Annotated in this window: 18 protein-coding genes; 3 read left to right on the plus strand and 15 right to left on the minus strand. The window is 59.2% G+C overall.

Annotated features, from left to right (window positions below; genetic code table 11):
• Nucleotides 1–2: 2 nt before the first annotated feature.
• The 12 genes from ssuE to FHS19_RS21465 form a co-directional block, all read right to left on the minus strand.
• Nucleotides 3–569: an NADPH-dependent FMN reductase gene (ssuE, locus tag FHS19_RS21410; RefSeq protein WP_183583786.1), complete on the minus strand. Its 567-nt coding sequence runs from the start codon at nt 567–569 to the stop codon at nt 3–5.
• A gap of 2 nt (nt 570–571) precedes the next feature.
• A complete protein-coding gene (locus FHS19_RS21415) occupies nt 572–1,810 on the minus strand; it encodes a M20 metallopeptidase family protein (RefSeq protein ID WP_183583787.1) in 1,239 nt (412 codons plus the stop codon).
• A gap of 11 nt (nt 1,811–1,821) precedes the next feature.
• On the minus strand, nt 1,822–3,159 hold the full coding sequence (locus FHS19_RS21420; protein ID WP_183583788.1) for an LLM class flavin-dependent oxidoreductase: 1,338 nt from the start codon (nt 3,157–3,159) through the stop codon (nt 1,822–1,824).
• 191 nt (nt 3,160–3,350) lie between these two features.
• A complete protein-coding gene (locus FHS19_RS21425; protein WP_183583789.1) occupies nt 3,351–3,818 on the minus strand; it encodes a DinB family protein in 468 nt (155 codons plus the stop codon).
• Between the two features lie 24 nt (nt 3,819–3,842).
• The gene (gene solA / locus FHS19_RS21430) at nt 3,843–5,009 is read right to left on the minus strand and encodes an N-methyl-L-tryptophan oxidase (RefSeq protein WP_183583790.1); all 1,167 of its coding nucleotides are present in this window, start codon (nt 5,007–5,009) and stop codon (nt 3,843–3,845) included.
• A gap of 2 nt (nt 5,010–5,011) precedes the next feature.
• Nucleotides 5,012–6,190, minus strand: coding sequence for an amidohydrolase (locus FHS19_RS21435; protein WP_183583791.1), 1,179 nt, complete (start codon nt 6,188–6,190; stop codon nt 5,012–5,014).
• Between the two features lie 73 nt (nt 6,191–6,263).
• A complete protein-coding gene (locus FHS19_RS21440) occupies nt 6,264–7,280 on the minus strand; it encodes an LLM class flavin-dependent oxidoreductase (protein WP_183583792.1) in 1,017 nt (338 codons plus the stop codon).
• Nucleotides 7,281–7,292: 12 nt separating this feature from the next.
• Nucleotides 7,293–8,045, minus strand: coding sequence for an amino acid ABC transporter ATP-binding protein (locus FHS19_RS21445; protein WP_183583793.1), 753 nt, complete (start codon nt 8,043–8,045; stop codon nt 7,293–7,295).
• The gene (locus FHS19_RS21450) at nt 8,042–8,752 is read right to left on the minus strand and encodes an amino acid ABC transporter permease (RefSeq protein WP_183583794.1); all 711 of its coding nucleotides are present in this window, start codon (nt 8,750–8,752) and stop codon (nt 8,042–8,044) included. The genes FHS19_RS21445 and FHS19_RS21450 overlap by 4 nt, the downstream gene beginning before the upstream one ends.
• A complete protein-coding gene (locus FHS19_RS21455; RefSeq protein ID WP_183583795.1) occupies nt 8,749–9,534 on the minus strand; it encodes an amino acid ABC transporter permease in 786 nt (261 codons plus the stop codon). The genes FHS19_RS21450 and FHS19_RS21455 overlap by 4 nt, the downstream gene beginning before the upstream one ends.
• Nucleotides 9,535–9,568: 34 nt before the next feature.
• Entirely contained in the window at nt 9,569–10,372 is an 804-nt protein-coding gene (locus tag FHS19_RS21460; protein WP_376771947.1) for a transporter substrate-binding domain-containing protein, read from the minus strand.
• Nucleotides 10,373–10,526: 154 nt separating this feature from the next.
• Nucleotides 10,527–11,426, minus strand: a complete 900-nt coding sequence (locus FHS19_RS21465; protein ID WP_183583797.1) for a LysR family transcriptional regulator — start codon at nt 11,424–11,426, stop codon at nt 10,527–10,529.
• Between the two features lie 352 nt (nt 11,427–11,778).
• On the opposite strand from FHS19_RS21465, the gene FHS19_RS21470 reads away from it, so the two are divergent.
• Nucleotides 11,779–12,318, plus strand: a complete 540-nt coding sequence (locus tag FHS19_RS21470; protein ID WP_183583798.1) for a GNAT family N-acetyltransferase — start codon at nt 11,779–11,781, stop codon at nt 12,316–12,318.
• A 94-nt stretch (nt 12,319–12,412) separates the two neighbouring features.
• On the opposite strand, the gene FHS19_RS21475 is transcribed toward FHS19_RS21470, so the two are convergent.
• From FHS19_RS21475 to FHS19_RS21485, 3 genes are all read right to left on the minus strand, one after another.
• On the minus strand, nt 12,413–13,294 hold the full coding sequence (locus tag FHS19_RS21475) for a phosphotransferase family protein (protein ID WP_183583799.1): 882 nt from the start codon (nt 13,292–13,294) through the stop codon (nt 12,413–12,415).
• 174 nt (nt 13,295–13,468) lie between these two features.
• The gene (locus FHS19_RS21480) at nt 13,469–13,648 is read right to left on the minus strand and encodes an H-type small acid-soluble spore protein (RefSeq protein WP_094595213.1); all 180 of its coding nucleotides are present in this window, start codon (nt 13,646–13,648) and stop codon (nt 13,469–13,471) included.
• A 140-nt stretch (nt 13,649–13,788) separates the two neighbouring features.
• A complete protein-coding gene (locus FHS19_RS21485; protein WP_221224069.1) occupies nt 13,789–14,112 on the minus strand; it encodes a hypothetical protein in 324 nt (107 codons plus the stop codon).
• Between the two features lie 163 nt (nt 14,113–14,275).
• On the opposite strand from FHS19_RS21485, the gene ku reads away from it, so the two are divergent.
• Together ku and FHS19_RS21495 are read left to right on the plus strand one after the other, a co-directional pair.
• Entirely contained in the window at nt 14,276–15,184 is a 909-nt protein-coding gene (gene ku, locus FHS19_RS21490) for a non-homologous end joining protein Ku (protein ID WP_183583800.1), read from the plus strand.
• A gap of 22 nt (nt 15,185–15,206) precedes the next feature.
• Nucleotides 15,207–16,148, plus strand: a complete 942-nt coding sequence (locus tag FHS19_RS21495) for an ATP-dependent DNA ligase (RefSeq protein WP_183583801.1) — start codon at nt 15,207–15,209, stop codon at nt 16,146–16,148.
• Nucleotides 16,149–16,195 lie beyond the last annotated feature (47 nt).

Raw genomic sequence — 16,195 nt, forward strand, 5'->3', positions numbered from 1 at the left:
GGTCAGACGGCCTGCTCTTCAGCCGGCGTTAATGCTGCGTAACGGGTAAGCTCACTGCGAAGCTCGGTTAATGCGGACTCCAGGCGCTCCCTCAGCTCTTCCTTGATCTCGAAACCGCCGTTCTCCAGGCGCGTGATCCATCCGTCCACGGCGAATACGCCGCCGAGAATATGCGTGCCGCCCAGTGCGGCTACCACCGGCTTCAGCGCATAATCCACAGCCAGAAGATGGGCGATCGTGCCCCCGATAAACAGCGGCAGCACCAGTTTGCCCTGCAGGCCCTTCTGTGGAATGACGTCCAGAATCGTCTTCAGCGCCCCCGAGTAGGAAGCTTTATATACCGGGCTCGCGATAATGACCGCGTCCGCTTCTTCCACGGCCGCAATCACCTGCCGGATCACCGGACTGTTGAAGTCCGCGCGGAGCAAGTCCTCTGCCGGTAAATCCGCCGCCGAGATGAAATCGATCCCGTATCCGGCCAGCGCCAGCCGGTCCTCAAAAAACTGGGTTAAAGCGAACAGGCGGGACCCATGCGTCGGGCTCCCCACAATAAATGTTATTTTCGTCATCGTCATTCCTCCTCATGGGATGGGTTTGAGACTGCCAGCTTCACCAAAATCCGGACCCCGTGGACCAGGACGTCCTCGTCAAGGTCAAACCGGGGCTGGTGGATCGCATGCACGATTCCCGCTTCCTTGTTCCCGCAGCCGATAAAAGCGAAGGCGCCGGGAATGCGGTCCAGGTACCAGCCGAAATCTTCGCCGGCCAGGCTGGGTGGATCGAGGAAGCTCACCCGCTCCTCGCCGAGCACCTGCCGCGCAGCAGCCATGATCCGACGGACGGCAGCGTCGTCATTCACGACGGTGATGCCTTCGCGCAGCTCCATGGAGTAACTTCCTCCAGCCGCTTCCGCGATGGTGGCGGCCAGACGCCGAAGCCCTTCCGTAATCGCCGCAACGGTTTCCTTCCGGAAGGCCCGGAAGGTCCCCTTCAGCTCGCTGTCGGCTGCAATGACGTTCACGGCCGTCCCGGCATGCAGCGTGCCGAACGCAAGAACGGCTGCTTCTGCGGGATTAACCCGGTTCGCCATCAGGCCGTTCACCTCGGTGACGAACCGCGCCGCCATCTGCAGGGCGTCCACCGCCTGGTGTGGGGCGCTGTGATGCCCGGACGCGCCCTGAAACCGGACGGTGAAATGGCTGGAAGCCGCCATCGCTTCGCGCGGATGCACGCCGAGCGTGCCGACGGGCAGCTCCGGCATGACATGCAGCGCGAAGCATTGGTCGACGCCTTCCAGCACGCCGTCCTCGATCATGTCGCGGCCGCCTGACAGCAGCCGCCCGTCCAGCGGGCTTCGCAGCGCGCCTTCCTCCGCCGGCTGAAACACGAACCGGATCGTCCCACGGATCCGGTGGCGGTGCGCGGCCAGCGTCCGGGCCGCGCCAAGCAGCATCGCCGTGTGCGCGTCATGGCCGCAGGCATGCATGACGCCCTCATGGACCGAGCGGTACTCGGCCTCATTCTCCTCTTGGATCGGAAGCGCGTCCATGTCGGCGCGAAGCAGCAGGGTCGGGCCGCTGCCGCCGGTACCGTGCAGCGTTCCGACGACCCCCATGCCAAAGTGCTTGCCGACGCCGCGCCTGACCTCGATCCCCCAGGATTCCAGCAGGCCGGCCACGATGCCCGAGGTGCGGACCACATCGTACAACAGCTCAGGATGGCGGTGCAGGTCCCGCCGAATCCGGACGAGCTCCTCACGGAGCCCTCCGGCGAATTCCATCAGTTCATCCGCTCGTGTCAGCCCGATCATCGTCCGCTCCTTTAAGAACGTCCCGCCGCGGCCTTGGCTCCGGCATACCGGTTCTCCGGCACCGCCAGCCCGAGATTGCCGCGCAGCGTGTCACTCTCGTATTCGGTCCGGTAAATGCCGCGTTCCTGCAGAATCGGCACCACCTGATCCACGAATTCCTCCAGCCCTTTCGGCACGGCGGCCGTAATCATGAAGCCGTCAGCCGCGCCTTCCTCGTACCACTCCTGAATGTGGTCCGCAACCTGCTCCGCGGTTCCGATAAAATTGCCGCGCGGCGTAGCCGACTGCAGCGCCACCTGCCGAAGCGTCAGGCCTTTTTCCTTGGCGTCCTTTTTGATTTTGTCCGTGCCGCTTTGGAAGCTGTTCTTGCCGAGATCGCCAAGATCCGGGAACGGCTCGTCGAGCGGATACTGGGAGAAGTCGTGATGCTCGAAAAACCGGCCAAGGTAGTTCAGCGCATTTTCGATCGTCACCAGGCTGGCGACCTCCTGATACTTCTGCTCGGCTTCCTCCGGCGTGCTGCCGATAATCGGGCTGATGCCCGGGAAGATCAGCACGTCGTCCGGATTGCGGCCAAACGAAGCGGCGCGGGTTTTGACGTCCTGATAAAAGGCTTTTGCATCCTCCAGCTTTTCGTGCCCCGTAAAGACGGCGTCCGCTTCCTTCGAAGCGTAGTTTTTGCCGACCTCAGACGAGCCCGCCTGAAAAATGACCGGCTGCCCCTGCTTGGAGCGGGCGATGTTCAGCGGCCCTTTGACCGAGAAAAACTCGCCTTCGTGGTTCAAGGTGTGCATTTTCTCCGGATCGAAGAATACCCCGGTTTCCTTGTTCCGCACAAACGCGTCGTCCTCCCACGAATCCCACAGCCCCCGGGCCACTTCCAGGAATTCGGTCGCGATCCGGTAGCGCTTGTCGTGCTCGGGATGCTCCATCTTGCTATAGTTCAGTGCCGATCCTTCCAGCGGGGACGTCACGATGTTCCAGCCGGCGCGCCCGCCGCTGATCATGTCGAGCGAAGCGAACTGGCGGGATACGGTAAAGGGCTCGCTGTAGGAGGTGGATAACGTGCCGACGAGCCCGATGTTCTTGCTGACGGACGCGAGCGCGCTCAAAATCGTGATCGGCTCAAAACGGTTCAGAAAATGCGGGATCGATTTTTCGTTAATATACAAGCCGTCCGCGATAAAGATGAGGTCCATCTTCCCTTCCTCGGCTTTTTGGACCCAATGTTTGTAAATCTCAAAATTGACGCTGGCGTCGGGCCGGGCGTCCGGATGGCGCCACATGGAGGTTCCCCCTCCGACACCGTGCAGCAGCGCGCCGAGCTTCAACTGTCTTTTCTTGGCCATTTCTTCCATCCTCCTTTAGTTAAAAAGCGATTCTATTATGGATAAAGAATTCACGTAACCTTTGCCATTTGAAATTCTTCAAGCGTTACCAAGCGCCGCACCAGTTATGTCATCCTCAATGGCTTCCAATGGTATGCGCTTCGCGGCCTATTCGCTTCACCCATCATTCCAGCCACCTTCCCGGAAAGGTTTCAGACCAAGGCGGCCGCCTGCTTAATCCGATCGATTTGCCCCAAGTGGTTCTCCACGTGCCGGATAAATCCGTTAACCAAATCGGCGACGCTGACGGTCTGCCCTCTAGGATTCACGCCGGTTTTCGCCAGGTCTTCGGGCGTAAGCCGCTGGAGCAGCAGCGTGTTGTACGTGAGCAGCGCGTGGAACGCACCCAGGATGTCCGGCGTGCTGCCCTGATTGGCATGCTGGCCGCTGACCCAGGCGTCCTGTTCGAACGCCGGCAGCTGTGCTGTCGTACCCGCAAGAATATCGCGGATGCGAAACGAGGTCACAATGCTGTGATCGGTCAGGTGCGAGAGGACCTCCTGCACGCTCCATACTTCCGGCGCCCGCTTCCAGGTCAGCTGCTCCTCGCTCAGACCTTCGATGGCTGCGAGCAGCTGACGGTGCGTGCCGCTGAATTTGTCGATTTGAACCTCACTCATATGAACGCTCCTTCCAACCTTGAATTAGGATACGGGTGATTTCGCACCGCCGGCGGGCGATGGATGAAACCGGGACAGGGAGAACGGCGCGATAGGATGCGGACTGCGGCCGTCCACGATCAGGTCCGCCAGCAGGCTGCCGACCGCGCTCGAAAATTTAAAGCCATGCCCCGAAAATCCGCCCGCTGCCCATACATGCGGGTGCTCCGGATGCCGGTCGATGATAAAACCCTCGTCGGGCGACATTTCGTATTTGCATACCGCTCCCCGCTTCAACCGGCCCGAAGCTCCCGGCATGTAGGCATTCAAGGCGCGCCTCAAGTCGCCTTCGTCCTCGGAGAGCGTGCCGAAGGGTGCCAGCTCCCCGCCAGGCTGCCAGGCATGCCCGGTGTCGTGCCGGCCGATTTTGAGCCCGGCCCCGCCGATACTCGGGAAGCCGTAATAGGAGCCCTCCAGCGCATTCAGCGTGAACCCGGGGAACCGTCCGTTATCGAAGGCGGGGGTGTTCGTCTCGAACCACCCCACCGTTTTGCGGACGGCCCGAACCGGGAGGTTCACGAACGGGGACAGCGTGCCGAACCAGGCGCCGGCGCTCAGAACCGCGAACGAGGCATGGTAGGTGCCCTCCTTTGTCGACACAGTGACCCCGTCCTGATGCGCCCCGATGCCCCGGACCTTCGCGTAAGTCAGCAGCTCCGCGCCTTTGGAAAGGGCCAGCTTGCGGTAAGCTCCGACGCAGCGTTCGCTGTGCAGATATCCGGCGGCCGGCTCATACATCGCTTCGAACGAATCCGGTACGCGCAGCTCGGGCCAGCGTCTGCGGATCTCCGCCGCGTCCAGCCATTCGGGATGGATCCCGTGCCGCTTGGCCAGCTCGATCCGCTCCCTGTAGGAATACAGGCCGCTGTCGGCGAGGTTCAGCACGCCGGATTGGACGAGCAGCTTCGTCTCGGTCAGATCCTCGACTTCGTTCCAGAGCCGGTGCGCGCGGATCGCCATTTCCGTATAGACCGGATCGCCGCTGTAAGCGTGGCGGATCAGGCGCGGCTCCCCGTGGTGGCTCCCCTCCTGGTGCGGCGGGTCAAACGCATCGATCAGCAGTGTCTTCACTCCGCGCCGGGCCAGATAATATCCGGCGCTCATACCGACCGAGCCCGCTCCTGCAACAATGACGTCGTACAATCTCCCCATGGCTATTTCGACGCACCCCCGTGGCCGAAATGCGCCAGGGCGTCTTCGGCTAACTGCGTAAAAAAGGCGACGCTGACCGGGATCGCCTGCTCATCCAAATCAAAGGCGGGGTGATGCCATTCCTGCCTCCCCTCCGTCCCCATGAAGACGAACAACCCGGGAACCGCTTGCTGGTAGACGGCAAAATCCTCCCCGGCGGGTGAAGGAACCGGCACGATCGCCCGGTATCCCGCTGCCTCGACTGCGGCTGTGCCAAGCTCGGCCAGAGCGGGGTCATTGTCCACCGGCGGCGGCCCTTCGATCCAACGGACCGCGGCCGTGGTGCCGAAGGCTTCCGCCACGCCCCGGACGACCTGCTCGAACCGCGTCAGCACCTGCTCGCGTACCTGCTGATCAAACGTGCGGATCGTGCCCTCGAGGAGCGCCTGCTCCGGAATGACGTTCCACGTCGTTCCACTGTGCAGCTTCGTGACGCTGATCACCGCGCTGCTCAGGGAGCTGATGCTTCGGCTCACCACCGACTGCAGCGCCGTAATGATATGCGAAGCCGTCACGATCGGGTCCAGCCCGGCCTCCGGAACGGCCGCATGCGAGCCCTTCCCGGCGACTTCGACGATGAAGCCGTCGGCCGCCGCCATCAGCGGTCCTTCCTTGATCCCGATCGTCCCGACGGGAAGATCGGGCTTGTTGTGCATGCCGAAAATGGCCTGCACTCCTTCCAGCGCGCCGCTGTCGATGACCTGCTTCGCGCCCTTCGCCTTCTCCTCGGCCGGCTGAAAGATCAGCCGGACGGTGCCGTTGAGCCCGTCTTCACGGGCTTTCAGCGCGTATGCCGTCCCGATCAGGGCGGCGGTATGAAAATCATGCCCGCAGGCATGCATTTTGCCTTCATTCTCTGACGCGAACAGGAGTCCCGTCTCTTCCTGGACCGGAAGCGCGTCGATGTCCGCGCGCAGCGCGATGACCGGCCCTGGCTGCAGACCGCCGACCTCGGCCACCACGCCGGTGGCCAGCGGAAGGTCCAGAATCCGGATGCCTGCTTCGCTCAGCCAGCCCCGGATCCGGCGCGTCGTTTCATATTCCTCGCCGGACAGCTCCGGAAAGCGGTGCAGCTCCCGGCGGATTTCGATCAAGCGGTCCACCCCCGCGACGGAGGGGGTTCGTACAGCATCGCTCGGCATGTCGCCATCCTCCTTTACTGATGTCTAAGGGTACTTAGGCGGATTTGACCCGCGCCCTGTCCCGCTCACAGCCTCAAGCCTCTGCCGGCACTTCGGCCAGCGCTTCCGCCAACAGTTCAAACGAACGGAGCCGCTTGTCGAAAGGCTGGATGTTGGTCGTGACGACGAACTCGTCGATCCCCGACGTCCGATGAAGCTCAAGCAGTTTCTCGCGGACGGTTTCCTTCGTGCCCTTCAGCACCGAGGGCTCCTGCTCCTCGACGGTATAAGGCTCATTGGCCTGGCGGCCGAATTCCTCGGCCTGCTCCAGCGTACCGACCGTCAGCGTACGGCCGCTGGCGAGGTGAATCTTCACGAGCTTGTGGGACCCGGCAAGCTCAACAGCTTCTTCCACGCTGTCCGCCACGACGACGGACAGCGCCACGATGACCTGCGGCCGGGTTCCGTGCGAATCGTCAAATGCGTCCCGGTAGGCGCGAATGGCCGCCAGCGCGGTCGCTTCATCCCCGTTGATGAACAGGGAGAATACATAGGGCAGCCCCAGGCCGGCTGCGATCTCCGCGCTGCCTACGCTGGCGCCCAGCACGTACAGTTCGGGGGCCGCCTCCGGCAGCGGAGTGGCGCGCAGCCCGTGCAGCGGATGGTCCGTCTCCAGCCGATTGTGGAGATGCTTGCCCAGCTCCACGATTTTATCCGTCAGGGAAGCGGAATCCCCGGCTCCGCGCTGCAGCGCCTGTGTGCTCCGCGGCAGCCCTCCGGGAGCGCGGCCGATGCCGAGGTCGACCCGGCCGGGCGCCAGGGACGCCAGCACATTGAAGTTCTCCGCCACCTTATACGGGCTGTAATGCTGAAGCATAACGCCGCCCGATCCGATGCGGATCGTTTGGGTTTTGGCCAGCAGGTAAGAAATCAGCACCTCCGGCGAGGAGCCCGCTACATGATCGGAATCGTGATGCTCCGACACCCAGAACCGCCGGAACCCGAGCGCCTCGGATTTCTGGGCCAGCCGTATCGTATGCTCGAACGCCTCCGCGGAAGTCTCTCCGGGATAAACCGGGCTTTGATCCAGAACGCTAATTGTAATGCTCATATGGATCTCCTCCTAAATGCTGTAGTTCAGTTCCGGCGTAATCCGCTTCAGAAACTGCTTGGTCCGTTCTTCGCGGGGATGGTTGAACAGCTGGGCCGGCGGCCCTTCCTCCACGATGACTCCCCCGTCCATAAACACGACGTGGTTCGCCACATCCCGGGCGAAGCCCATTTCATGCGTCACGACGATCATGGTGATGCCCTCCTTGGCAATTTTGCGGATGACCTCCAGCACCTCGCCGACGAGCTCGGGATCCAGCGCCGATGTCGGCTCGTCGAACAGGATGACCTCCGGTTCCAAGGCCAGTGCCCGGGCGATGCCGACGCGCTGCTGCTGCCCGCCCGACAGCTGGCTCGGATAGGCGTCCAGCTTGCCCGCCAGCCCCACCTTCTCCAGGAGCGCTGCGCTGCGCTTGCGCGCTTCGTCCTTCGGTATTTTTTTGACGATGACGAGGCCCTCCATCACGTTCTCGATCGCCGTCTTATGCTTGAACAGATTGTACTGCTGGAATACCATCGCCGTTTTTTGCCGGAGCGCGTGGATGTCCTTCTTTGACGCATGCTCCGCATTCATCCGGAAGTCGCCGATGGCAATCTCTCCGCTGCTCGGCTTCTCCAGGTAGTTCACGCACCGCAGCAGCGTCGTTTTGCCGGAGCCGCTCGGCCCCAGAATGACGACGACCTCCCCTTTGTTCACGGTCAAATCAATCGATTTCAGCACCGGGTTCCGGCCGAAAGACTTGGATATATTCGTCAGCTTGATCATGCCACTCCCCCCCGATTGTACAGATTGATGCGTTTCTCCAGCAGTGCCGTCAGCCTTTCGATCAGAAGCGTCAGCCCCCAGAAAATGGCCGCAGCCGCCAGGTACGCCTCGAAGAACTTCCAGTTGGTCGACGCCACGATTTGCGCTTTGGCGTTAATGTCCACGACCGATACGGTAAAAGCGAGCGTCGAGCCATGCAGCATTCCGATCACCGAATTCGACAGATTCGGCAGGCTGACGGCCAGCGCTTGGGGCAGCACGATGCGGCGCAGTGCCTGCGGCGTCGTCATGCCGATGGAATAGGCCGCCTCCAGCTGGCCGCGGTTCACGGCGAGCAGGCCGGAGCGTATCACCTCGGACATATAGGCTCCCGCCGTGATAGAAAAGGAAATGAAGGCAAAGCCGATCATCGGAATGGACGAGGATTTGAAGCCCAGCCCAAGAGCGGCGGATACCGCGTCGACGATGACCGGCAGCCCGAAATAAATAAGCAGCAGATGCGTAAGCATCGGCGTGCCGCGGATGAAGGTCACATAAGCCGTGGCGATCTGGCTGAACACCGGGACTTTGTAGATCCGCACCACGGCTCCGATCAGCCCGATGATAAAACCGGCCGTCACAGAGACGGCGGTAATGAGAAGGGTGGTTGGTATGGCGGACAGCAGGTGGACAAAGGCGGTCCAAATAAACGAAACGTCGATTTTCACAGCTCAGCGCCTCCTTTCTCCGTTCCAATTCCCGCGACCACGCGCCGGTAGGACCCTTTCTTCTGGATCCGGAAGCCGGATCGTGCCGGCGTATCCGGAAGCTCATGCCGCAAGAGGCGGACCTCCAGGGCCTTGAGCAGCTTCTCCAGGGTAAAGCTCACAACCAGGTAAATGAGCGCCAAAGCGATGTAAGACTCGATAAAATGCTGGGTGACCGAACCGAGCGTCTGCGCTTTTCCCGTCATCTCCATCACGCCGAGCGTAAAGGCCAGCGACGTATCCTTCAGCAGGGCGATCACCAGGTTCGAGAATACCGGGACGGCGATCGCCAGAGCCTGGGGCAGGACGATCCGGGTAAACGCCTGACGGCCTGTCATCCCCACGGCATAAGCCGCCTCAAGCTGCCCCCGGTCCACCGCCATGACCGACGCCCGGATCATCTCCGACATGAAGGCCCCGGTGTGAAGACCGTACGTCAGGATGACAAACACGAGCACCGGCGCTTTTGACATGTCGATCCCGATGAGCTTCAAGATCTCCGGCAGTCCGTAGTAGAACAGGAACAGCTGGATCAGAATCGGCGTACCCCGAAAGAAAGAGACGTACACCTGAGAGAACGTTCGCAGTGCCGGTATCCGGTACAGCCGGGGAAGGGCGATCAGAAAACCGACCAGCATCCCCACCACCAGCGAGCCTGCAACGATCAGCAGGGTGATGCCCAGCGTCGATGCCAGCTTCGGGAAAAAGCTGAGCACAAATGAGAAATCGAACGGTGCCCCCATGTTACAACCTGCCCCCTTCCTGGTTTCGTCCGGACTATTTATCCGCCGTAAAGTCGCTGCCGAGCCATTCCTTGCTCAGCTTACCAAGCGTTCCGTCCTGCTTCAGCTCCTTGATCGCCCCGTCTACCGCATCGGCCAGCTTCTGCTCTTCCGGATCGTCCTTCCGGAAGACGAACAGAATGTCATGCTCGGACTGGTCGTCGCCGGTGACTTTCAGCTTGCCCTGCGGGTCGATCAGCGGCAGCGAGAAGTCCGCTCCGATCGTCGCGTCCACCCGTCCGGTCGTAATTTGATTCACGGTATCGTTGGCGGCGCCGTTTTGATAGACAATTTGGATCGCATTATCGTGTTCCTTGTTGTAGTTCTCGAGAATTTGGGCTTCCGCGCTTGTAGCGCCGGTTAACACTTTTTTGCCCTTCAGATCGTCCAGCGAGTGGATTGAATCGTTGTCCTTGGCAACGATGATCTTGTTTCTCCAGTGGGCATACGGCTCTTTGTTAAAAAGGTACTTTTCCGTCCGCTCCGGGTTTTTCTCCATTTCATGCGCCACAAAATCGATCTTCTTCGTCTCCAGGCTGAGCAGCAGATTGGAAAACTCCTGCGTCTGGATATCGAACTCGTAGTCCGGCAGGCGCTTGTCGATCTCACGCACCAGCTCTACGTCGAAGCCGGTCAGCTTTCCGTTCTCATCGATAAAGCAAATTTTCGGAAAGGCCGTGCCTGTGCCTACGACGATTTTTTTGACGGCTCCTCCTGCGGCGGCGTTCGCCGCCGTATCCGCGGACGTTTCCCCGCCCTTCGATCCGGATCCGCACCCGGCAATCACCCCTGCCAGCATGATCCCTGCAACGACTGCTAATGTTTTTCTCACGACCTCATCCCCTTTCATATGGCTCCCATTTTCTCTTGTTTGATAATTCCTATAGATTTAGTAAGGATTATGTTGTCAATAACTTTACCGCGATTTGCACAACGCGTCTAATAGAGTTTTTCTATCCGATCATGTAATTCATTAATGGGACGGACGACTGCTTCAAATCCAGCAGAAATTCAAGGATATCCGTGTTCTCGCCGGTGAGCGAAATCAGGTTGGTCTGCAGCGAGACACCCGCTGTTTCGGTGATGTCCACGGGAACGAGGCTGCCCCTCTCCTCCTCCTGCCTGGCGCAGAGGCCGGGAAGAAAGCAGATGCCCGCCCGCTCCAGAACGAGCTTCTTCGCCGTTTCAGAGTTGTCGACCTGATAAACGATGTTCGGCGGCTGATCCAGGCTTTCGAACACCCGGTGAATCCGCAGCCAGTCAAGGGAGCCGCACTCGAAAAATACCAGCGTTTCGTGGCGGATTTCCCGGATGGACGCCCGGCCGGCCGAGGCGAGGCGGTGATCAGGGTAGACATACAGGCGAATGGGGTCTTCGTAAAAAGGATAGGACTGGAACGCGGGATTCATCATCTTGCGAACAAAGGCCAGATCGAGTTCCCCGGCTGACAGCTTGGCGGCCAGCTCGTCGGTTGGCGCTGTGGTCAGCTTGAATTTGATATCGGGAAAACGCCGGGTCAGTCCCATCAGCAGATGGGGCATCAAATAGTTGGATACGGAGACAGTGCTGCCGATCCGCAGTTCGTTGGGCATGGCCCGTTTGGACTGGAGGTGGTGCTTGCCCTTCTGGTAGGTCTGGAGAATTTGCTGGGCGTAGGGGAGAAATTGCTTGCCTTTTTCCGTCAGATGGATCTGTTTGCCCAGACGGTCGAACAGCCGGCAATCAAGCTCGCGTTCCAGCGACTGAATGCGCGCAGTGACCGTGGGCTGGGACAGAAACAGTACATCCGCAGCCTTGTTGAAGCTGCCGTAATGGTTGATGTACACAAAAGCCTCCATGTTTTCGATGTTCAAGGTAACACCCCCGAAGTTTTATCACTCACTATTCCAATGAATTTAGGTGGTTTTAAACCTGAAAAAGGGTATAAATTATCCTTATCTTAGGCAGGTGGCAAAATATTGTCAATCGTTAATTTTCATAACGGGCTCTTCCGTTAGAGTGAAAAAAGGCCGGAGCGACGCCTATTTTTGGATTTTAGGGGATCATCCGGATCTGCCTAGGCTTCCATTGCCGAAGCATTGAACCTTATAGATTTTTTTGATCTGTAAATTAATTATTTTATTTTCCGATGCGAATAGTTGGTATTACCTGCTATACTGAGCTCACACTAAATTACCTGAATCCCTTCCAAAAGGAGTGAAAGCGATGAATCCAGAAGAATTGATCCTCCGGGACGCCAAGGATTCCGAACGCGAATTGATTGCCGAAGTGATGCTGGAATCCTATCAGCAGTATGCCTTTGATATGCCCCAGGAACGGTGGGAGCAGTACCGGGATTCCATCCGGAATTCCGTCTATGGGAACGCCCCATATGCCCGAATCGTTGCCGAAATCGACGGCCGGATCATCGGAAGCGTCCAGATGTTCCTCTCCTCGGAAGCCGCTTACGGCAATCCGGAGATGGGCATTCATTCGCCGATCATCCGCCTCCTGGCCGTTCATCCTTCTGCGAGGGGACGCGGGGTGGCCACTGCGCTTATTCGGGAAGCGGCGCGCCGTTCGCTGGAGCTTGGAGCCACGACGCTTAACCTCCACACTTCCGACATGATGGCCTCGGCCGTAAAGCTGTATGAGAGGCTCGGGTTCCAGCGGCACTATGAGACCGATACAACCAATGGGGAAACGCTGGTTAAAGGATACCGGATCGACGTTCCCGGTTCCCTGCTGCTTCAGAACGCGGTGTAGCCCTCATCCCATCCATGCTTCCATACAAAATACGAAAAGGCGGTCCGGTTGAAACCGGGACCGCCTGCTATATGCCTTATTTTGTCCAACCGGATCATGCCACAGATCCGTCTTCCAGTGCCTCGCGCACCAAAGCGAGCAGATTGGCCTTCTCGGCTTCGGGAATCCATTCCGTCAGCCGGGCCGCCGCGACCGGAAGCCGCCAGGCATCCACATCCGCTTGGCTGAGGCTCCCGCTGCCGATGTACTGCCGCGTATACTCCTTGACGAGCTCCTCCCTCATCCGTGCGAACTGCTTCACGACCTCATCCGGCGTGCCTTCAGGCATGGTGCCCATTTGGAGCAGCACCAAAGTTCGCGCAACGTCTCCGGCCGGATTCCCGCGCATGCCGGTCATCCAGTCAATGACCCAATCCTTCTCTCCGAGAATGATGTTGTCCGGATGAAAATCTCCATGACACAGCTTCGATCCTTCCGGAAGCTGCTTCAGATAGGCCACAATCCGCTCTTTCTCCTCTTCCGCCAAGGAAGGCGAATGCTGAATGCGGTTTTTCAACACCGTCTTCTGCTCCGGCAGGCCGTAAATGTCCCGGGCGTGCAGCTCCAGATGAAGTCTGGCCATCCGGGCCGCTTCTTCGTGCAGGATGTCCGGATTAACGGAAATGGCCTGTAGCATGGTTATGCCGGATGCCTGCTCGTAGACCACCCCAAAACGGGTGCCGAGCTCCGCAAGCCGAACCGGCCGAGGTGTCATCACTCCCGTGTTATACACCTTCAAGCTGATTTGATATTCCTCTTCCGCCGTCCCCCGCGGCATGCCTTCCCGGTACAGCTTCAGCACCTGGCCTGGCTGATAGGACAGAACCTCCGCCGTTCTGCCGGCAGCGACCACCGGACTTCCCCCCATATGTACCCAGCTCCTCTCTGCCGCCCCGTTCCTTTTCCAAACCGAAACCTGGGCCGCTTGCAGGTCCATTGTACCTCATCTCCCGCGGGGATGGATACGGGGATTTTGCGCTGCGCCTTATTCGTGCTCCCGTCGGAAGCAGACGTCAAAAAGCCGCCAGGGCGGCAGTATACTCTCCGCAGCCCGAGCGGCTTGCTTACATCCATCTTCTCCTTCATCCATAAGGATAACGGGAAATCAGGTTTATCCTTCCTTCAGACGTTCCACATTCACCGTTTGGGTGTCGGTAGGCCGGGTCCCGACCTGAACCGTGGCCACCCCGTTGTCCACATCCACCTTTTCAATCCATACCGGCACCCCTTCCAGGTTTACGGGAATGGTGTCTTTTGCCTGATAAATATCCAGCGCGCGCTGAGCGTCCATCTTGGTTTCAGCCTCCTGTATAGTAGAATCATATGTTATTTGTGCGCAGAACCTGGCATTCTTTGCTAGAACCTGGCGCTCTCGTGAATTTTTACTTTGTAAATCTTTATGGCTTGAACTTTGCTCGAATGCCCGGACCCTCAGCCTTCCTCGGGATCTCCCTCTTGCGCGGGACCGATCATGCCCGGTTCAACGACGATCGTGTCGGTCGTGCTCGCCCCGATGTAGCCGTTGTCAGCCGTAATGTTGCCGCCGCCCAATCCCTCGTTGACCATCCGGTCGATATCGAGCATATGGGTATCCAGCGATATATCTTCATCCGGCGAGGTTACGTTATGCCAATTGACGTTGTCCGCATCGATATAATCCGCAGATTCGATCGCGTCTCTGGCTGCCTCGTAATTTTCGAGCGCTTCCAGCGTCAGCTCCTTGTCGTCGTCCGGGTCCTGTCTTCTGTCCTTCAACCTTGCTCCCTCCTCGCTTCAGCATGCATGTGGTCATGGGTTCAATATGCCCCGCAGGCGGTTAAACCATTCATTTTTTCCCTGGCCAAATCGGCGGCGGGCCTTATAGAAACGGGATATTTTCCCCATACTAGTAGGAAAAAGCGTTAAAGGAGCGATAACTATGCATACCGTCTGGAAGGGAGCGATCAGCTTCGGTCTGGTGCACGTCCCGGTGAAAATGTTCTCCGCCACGGAGGACAAAGATATTTCCATGAGGTACGTCCATAAAGAGTGCGGCAGCCCCCTCTCTTATGTCCGTAAATGCCCGGTCTGCGACGAGGAAGTGGGCTGGGAAGAAATCGCGAAGGGCTATGAATATGAGAAGGGAAAGTTCGTTTTGTTTGAAAAAGAGGAGCTGGAGCAGATTACCGAGCAGGCCAACAAGGCGATTGCCATCCTTGACTTTGTCGATCTGTCCGAAATCGATCCGATCTACTTCCAGAAGACGTATTACCTCGCTCCGGATCAGGCCGGGGGCAACGCTTACCAGCTGCTGAAAGAGGCGATGCAGCAGAGCGGCAAGATCGGAATCGCCAAAATCTCCATCCGCTCCAAGAGCAGCCTCGCGGCGATCCGCGTGCTGGATGAATGCCTTGCGATCGAAACGATGTTCTACCCGGACGAAATCCGCCCGGTCTCCCAGGTGCCGAACCTGCCGGAAAATATCCAGGTCAACGATAAGGAGCTCGGCATGGCGCAAATGCTGATCGAGCAGCTCTCCACTCCGTTTGAGCCGAAAAAATACGGGGACGATTACCGCGAGCGTCTGCTCGATCTGATTGAGCACAAGGTGGCGGGCGAAGAGATCAAGATCGCTCCGGCGAAGCAGGAGACGAATGTCATCGACTTGATGGCCGCCCTGCAGGCCAGCATCGAAGCGGCCAAGCCCGTGGCGACCGACCCGGGCCCGGCCAAGAAGACCGCCAGGGGCAAAGCCAAAGCCAATCCGGCGGAACCTGCCGCCGCAGCCGGCGAAGGGCCCAAGCCGAAACGCCGCAAGACGGCCAAGAAAAACGAAACCGTCTCGTAACGGTTAGATCGGAGGATCATCGATGCCGTTTACCCCGATCATCCCTTTCGAACCCATCATGACGGACCTCCTCCCTTCCGGAGAGCAGTGGATCGCCCAGATCAAATGGGACGGCGTCCGGATGATCACCTATTACGACGGCGAGGAGGTCCAGCTCGTGAACCGCAAGGGGAACAACCGGACGCGCCAGTATCCCGAGCTGCTGGATATCGCTTCTTATTGCCGTGCCGATTCGGTCATTCTGGACGGCGAAATCATCGCCCTGGTAGACGGGGTGCCTTCCTTTCATCAGGTTATGAAACGGGACAGCCTCCGCTTAGAGCAGCAAATCAAAGCCCGCGTCCAGCAAGTGCCGATCGTCTATATGATCTTCGACATCCTGTATTACAACGGCGAATGGGTAACCGGGCGTCCGCTGCGCGAGCGTCAGGAGCTTCTTGCGGAAACCGTGATCCCCAGTGGACACATCCAGCTCGTGCCAAGCTATACGGACGTCCCGCTGCTGTATGACGTGTCGGTTCAGCACCGGCTTGAGGGCATCGTCATCAAAGACGTTAACAGCGTCTATGCCCTGGGCGGCAAGGACAAGCGGTGGCAGAAGCGGAAGAACATCCAGGATGTGAACGCCGTGGTCGGCGGGGTGACGTTCCGGGACGGCATCGTGAATGCGCTGCTGCTCGGCCTGTATGCCGGCGACGGGAGGCTGGTCTATATCGGCCATGCCGGAACGGGCAAGCTGAAGGTGGCCGACTGGCGCAGCATCACCGAGCGGGTCGCGGACATGGCGGTGAAGGAGCGCCCCTTCGTCAATCAGCCGGAGCGGCAGAAAGGGGCGGTCTGGATCCGTCCCGAATGGGTGGTTAAGGTGAATTTTCTGGAGTGGACCCCCGGCGGCACCCTGCGTCAGCCCAGTATTCAGGCGTTTGTGGATGTTTCCCCCGCGGACTGCCGGCTGAATCCGTAGCTTTCAAAGGATCACTGTGACAACCTAAGCCCGTGACGTTCCATCAT

The sequence above is a fragment of the Paenibacillus rhizosphaerae genome (assembly GCF_014192015.1).
In the GTDB taxonomy this organism is placed as follows: domain Bacteria; phylum Bacillota; class Bacilli; order Paenibacillales; family Paenibacillaceae; genus Paenibacillus_AQ; species Paenibacillus_AQ rhizosphaerae.

Coding starts and splice junctions, on each gene's coding strand:
- ssuE (WP_183583786.1), bottom strand. CDS start 569: ATGACGAAAATAACATTTATTGTGGGGAGCCCGACGCATGGGTCCCGC.
- FHS19_RS21415 (WP_183583787.1), bottom strand. CDS start 1,810: ATGATCGGGCTGACACGAGCGGATGAACTGATGGAATTCGCCGGAGGG.
- FHS19_RS21420 (WP_183583788.1), bottom strand. CDS start 3,159: ATGGCCAAGAAAAGACAGTTGAAGCTCGGCGCGCTGCTGCACGGTGTC.
- FHS19_RS21425 (WP_183583789.1), bottom strand. CDS start 3,818: ATGAGTGAGGTTCAAATCGACAAATTCAGCGGCACGCACCGTCAGCTG.
- solA (WP_183583790.1), bottom strand. CDS start 5,009: ATGGGGAGATTGTACGACGTCATTGTTGCAGGAGCGGGCTCGGTCGGT.
- FHS19_RS21435 (WP_183583791.1), bottom strand. CDS start 6,190: ATGCCGAGCGATGCTGTACGAACCCCCTCCGTCGCGGGGGTGGACCGC.
- FHS19_RS21440 (WP_183583792.1), bottom strand. CDS start 7,280: ATGAGCATTACAATTAGCGTTCTGGATCAAAGCCCGGTTTATCCCGGA.
- FHS19_RS21445 (WP_183583793.1), bottom strand. CDS start 8,045: ATGATCAAGCTGACGAATATATCCAAGTCTTTCGGCCGGAACCCGGTG.
- FHS19_RS21455 (WP_183583795.1), bottom strand. CDS start 9,534: ATGGGGGCACCGTTCGATTTCTCATTTGTGCTCAGCTTTTTCCCGAAG.
- FHS19_RS21460 (WP_376771947.1), bottom strand. CDS start 10,372: ATGCTGGCAGGGGTGATTGCCGGGTGCGGATCCGGATCGAAGGGCGGG.
- FHS19_RS21470 (WP_183583798.1), top strand. CDS start 11,779: ATGAATCCAGAAGAATTGATCCTCCGGGACGCCAAGGATTCCGAACGC.
- FHS19_RS21475 (WP_183583799.1), bottom strand. CDS start 13,294: ATGGACCTGCAAGCGGCCCAGGTTTCGGTTTGGAAAAGGAACGGGGCG.
- FHS19_RS21480 (WP_094595213.1), bottom strand. CDS start 13,648: ATGGACGCTCAGCGCGCGCTGGATATTTATCAGGCAAAAGACACCATT.
- ku (WP_183583800.1), top strand. CDS start 14,276: ATGCATACCGTCTGGAAGGGAGCGATCAGCTTCGGTCTGGTGCACGTC.
- FHS19_RS21495 (WP_183583801.1), top strand. CDS start 15,207: ATGCCGTTTACCCCGATCATCCCTTTCGAACCCATCATGACGGACCTC.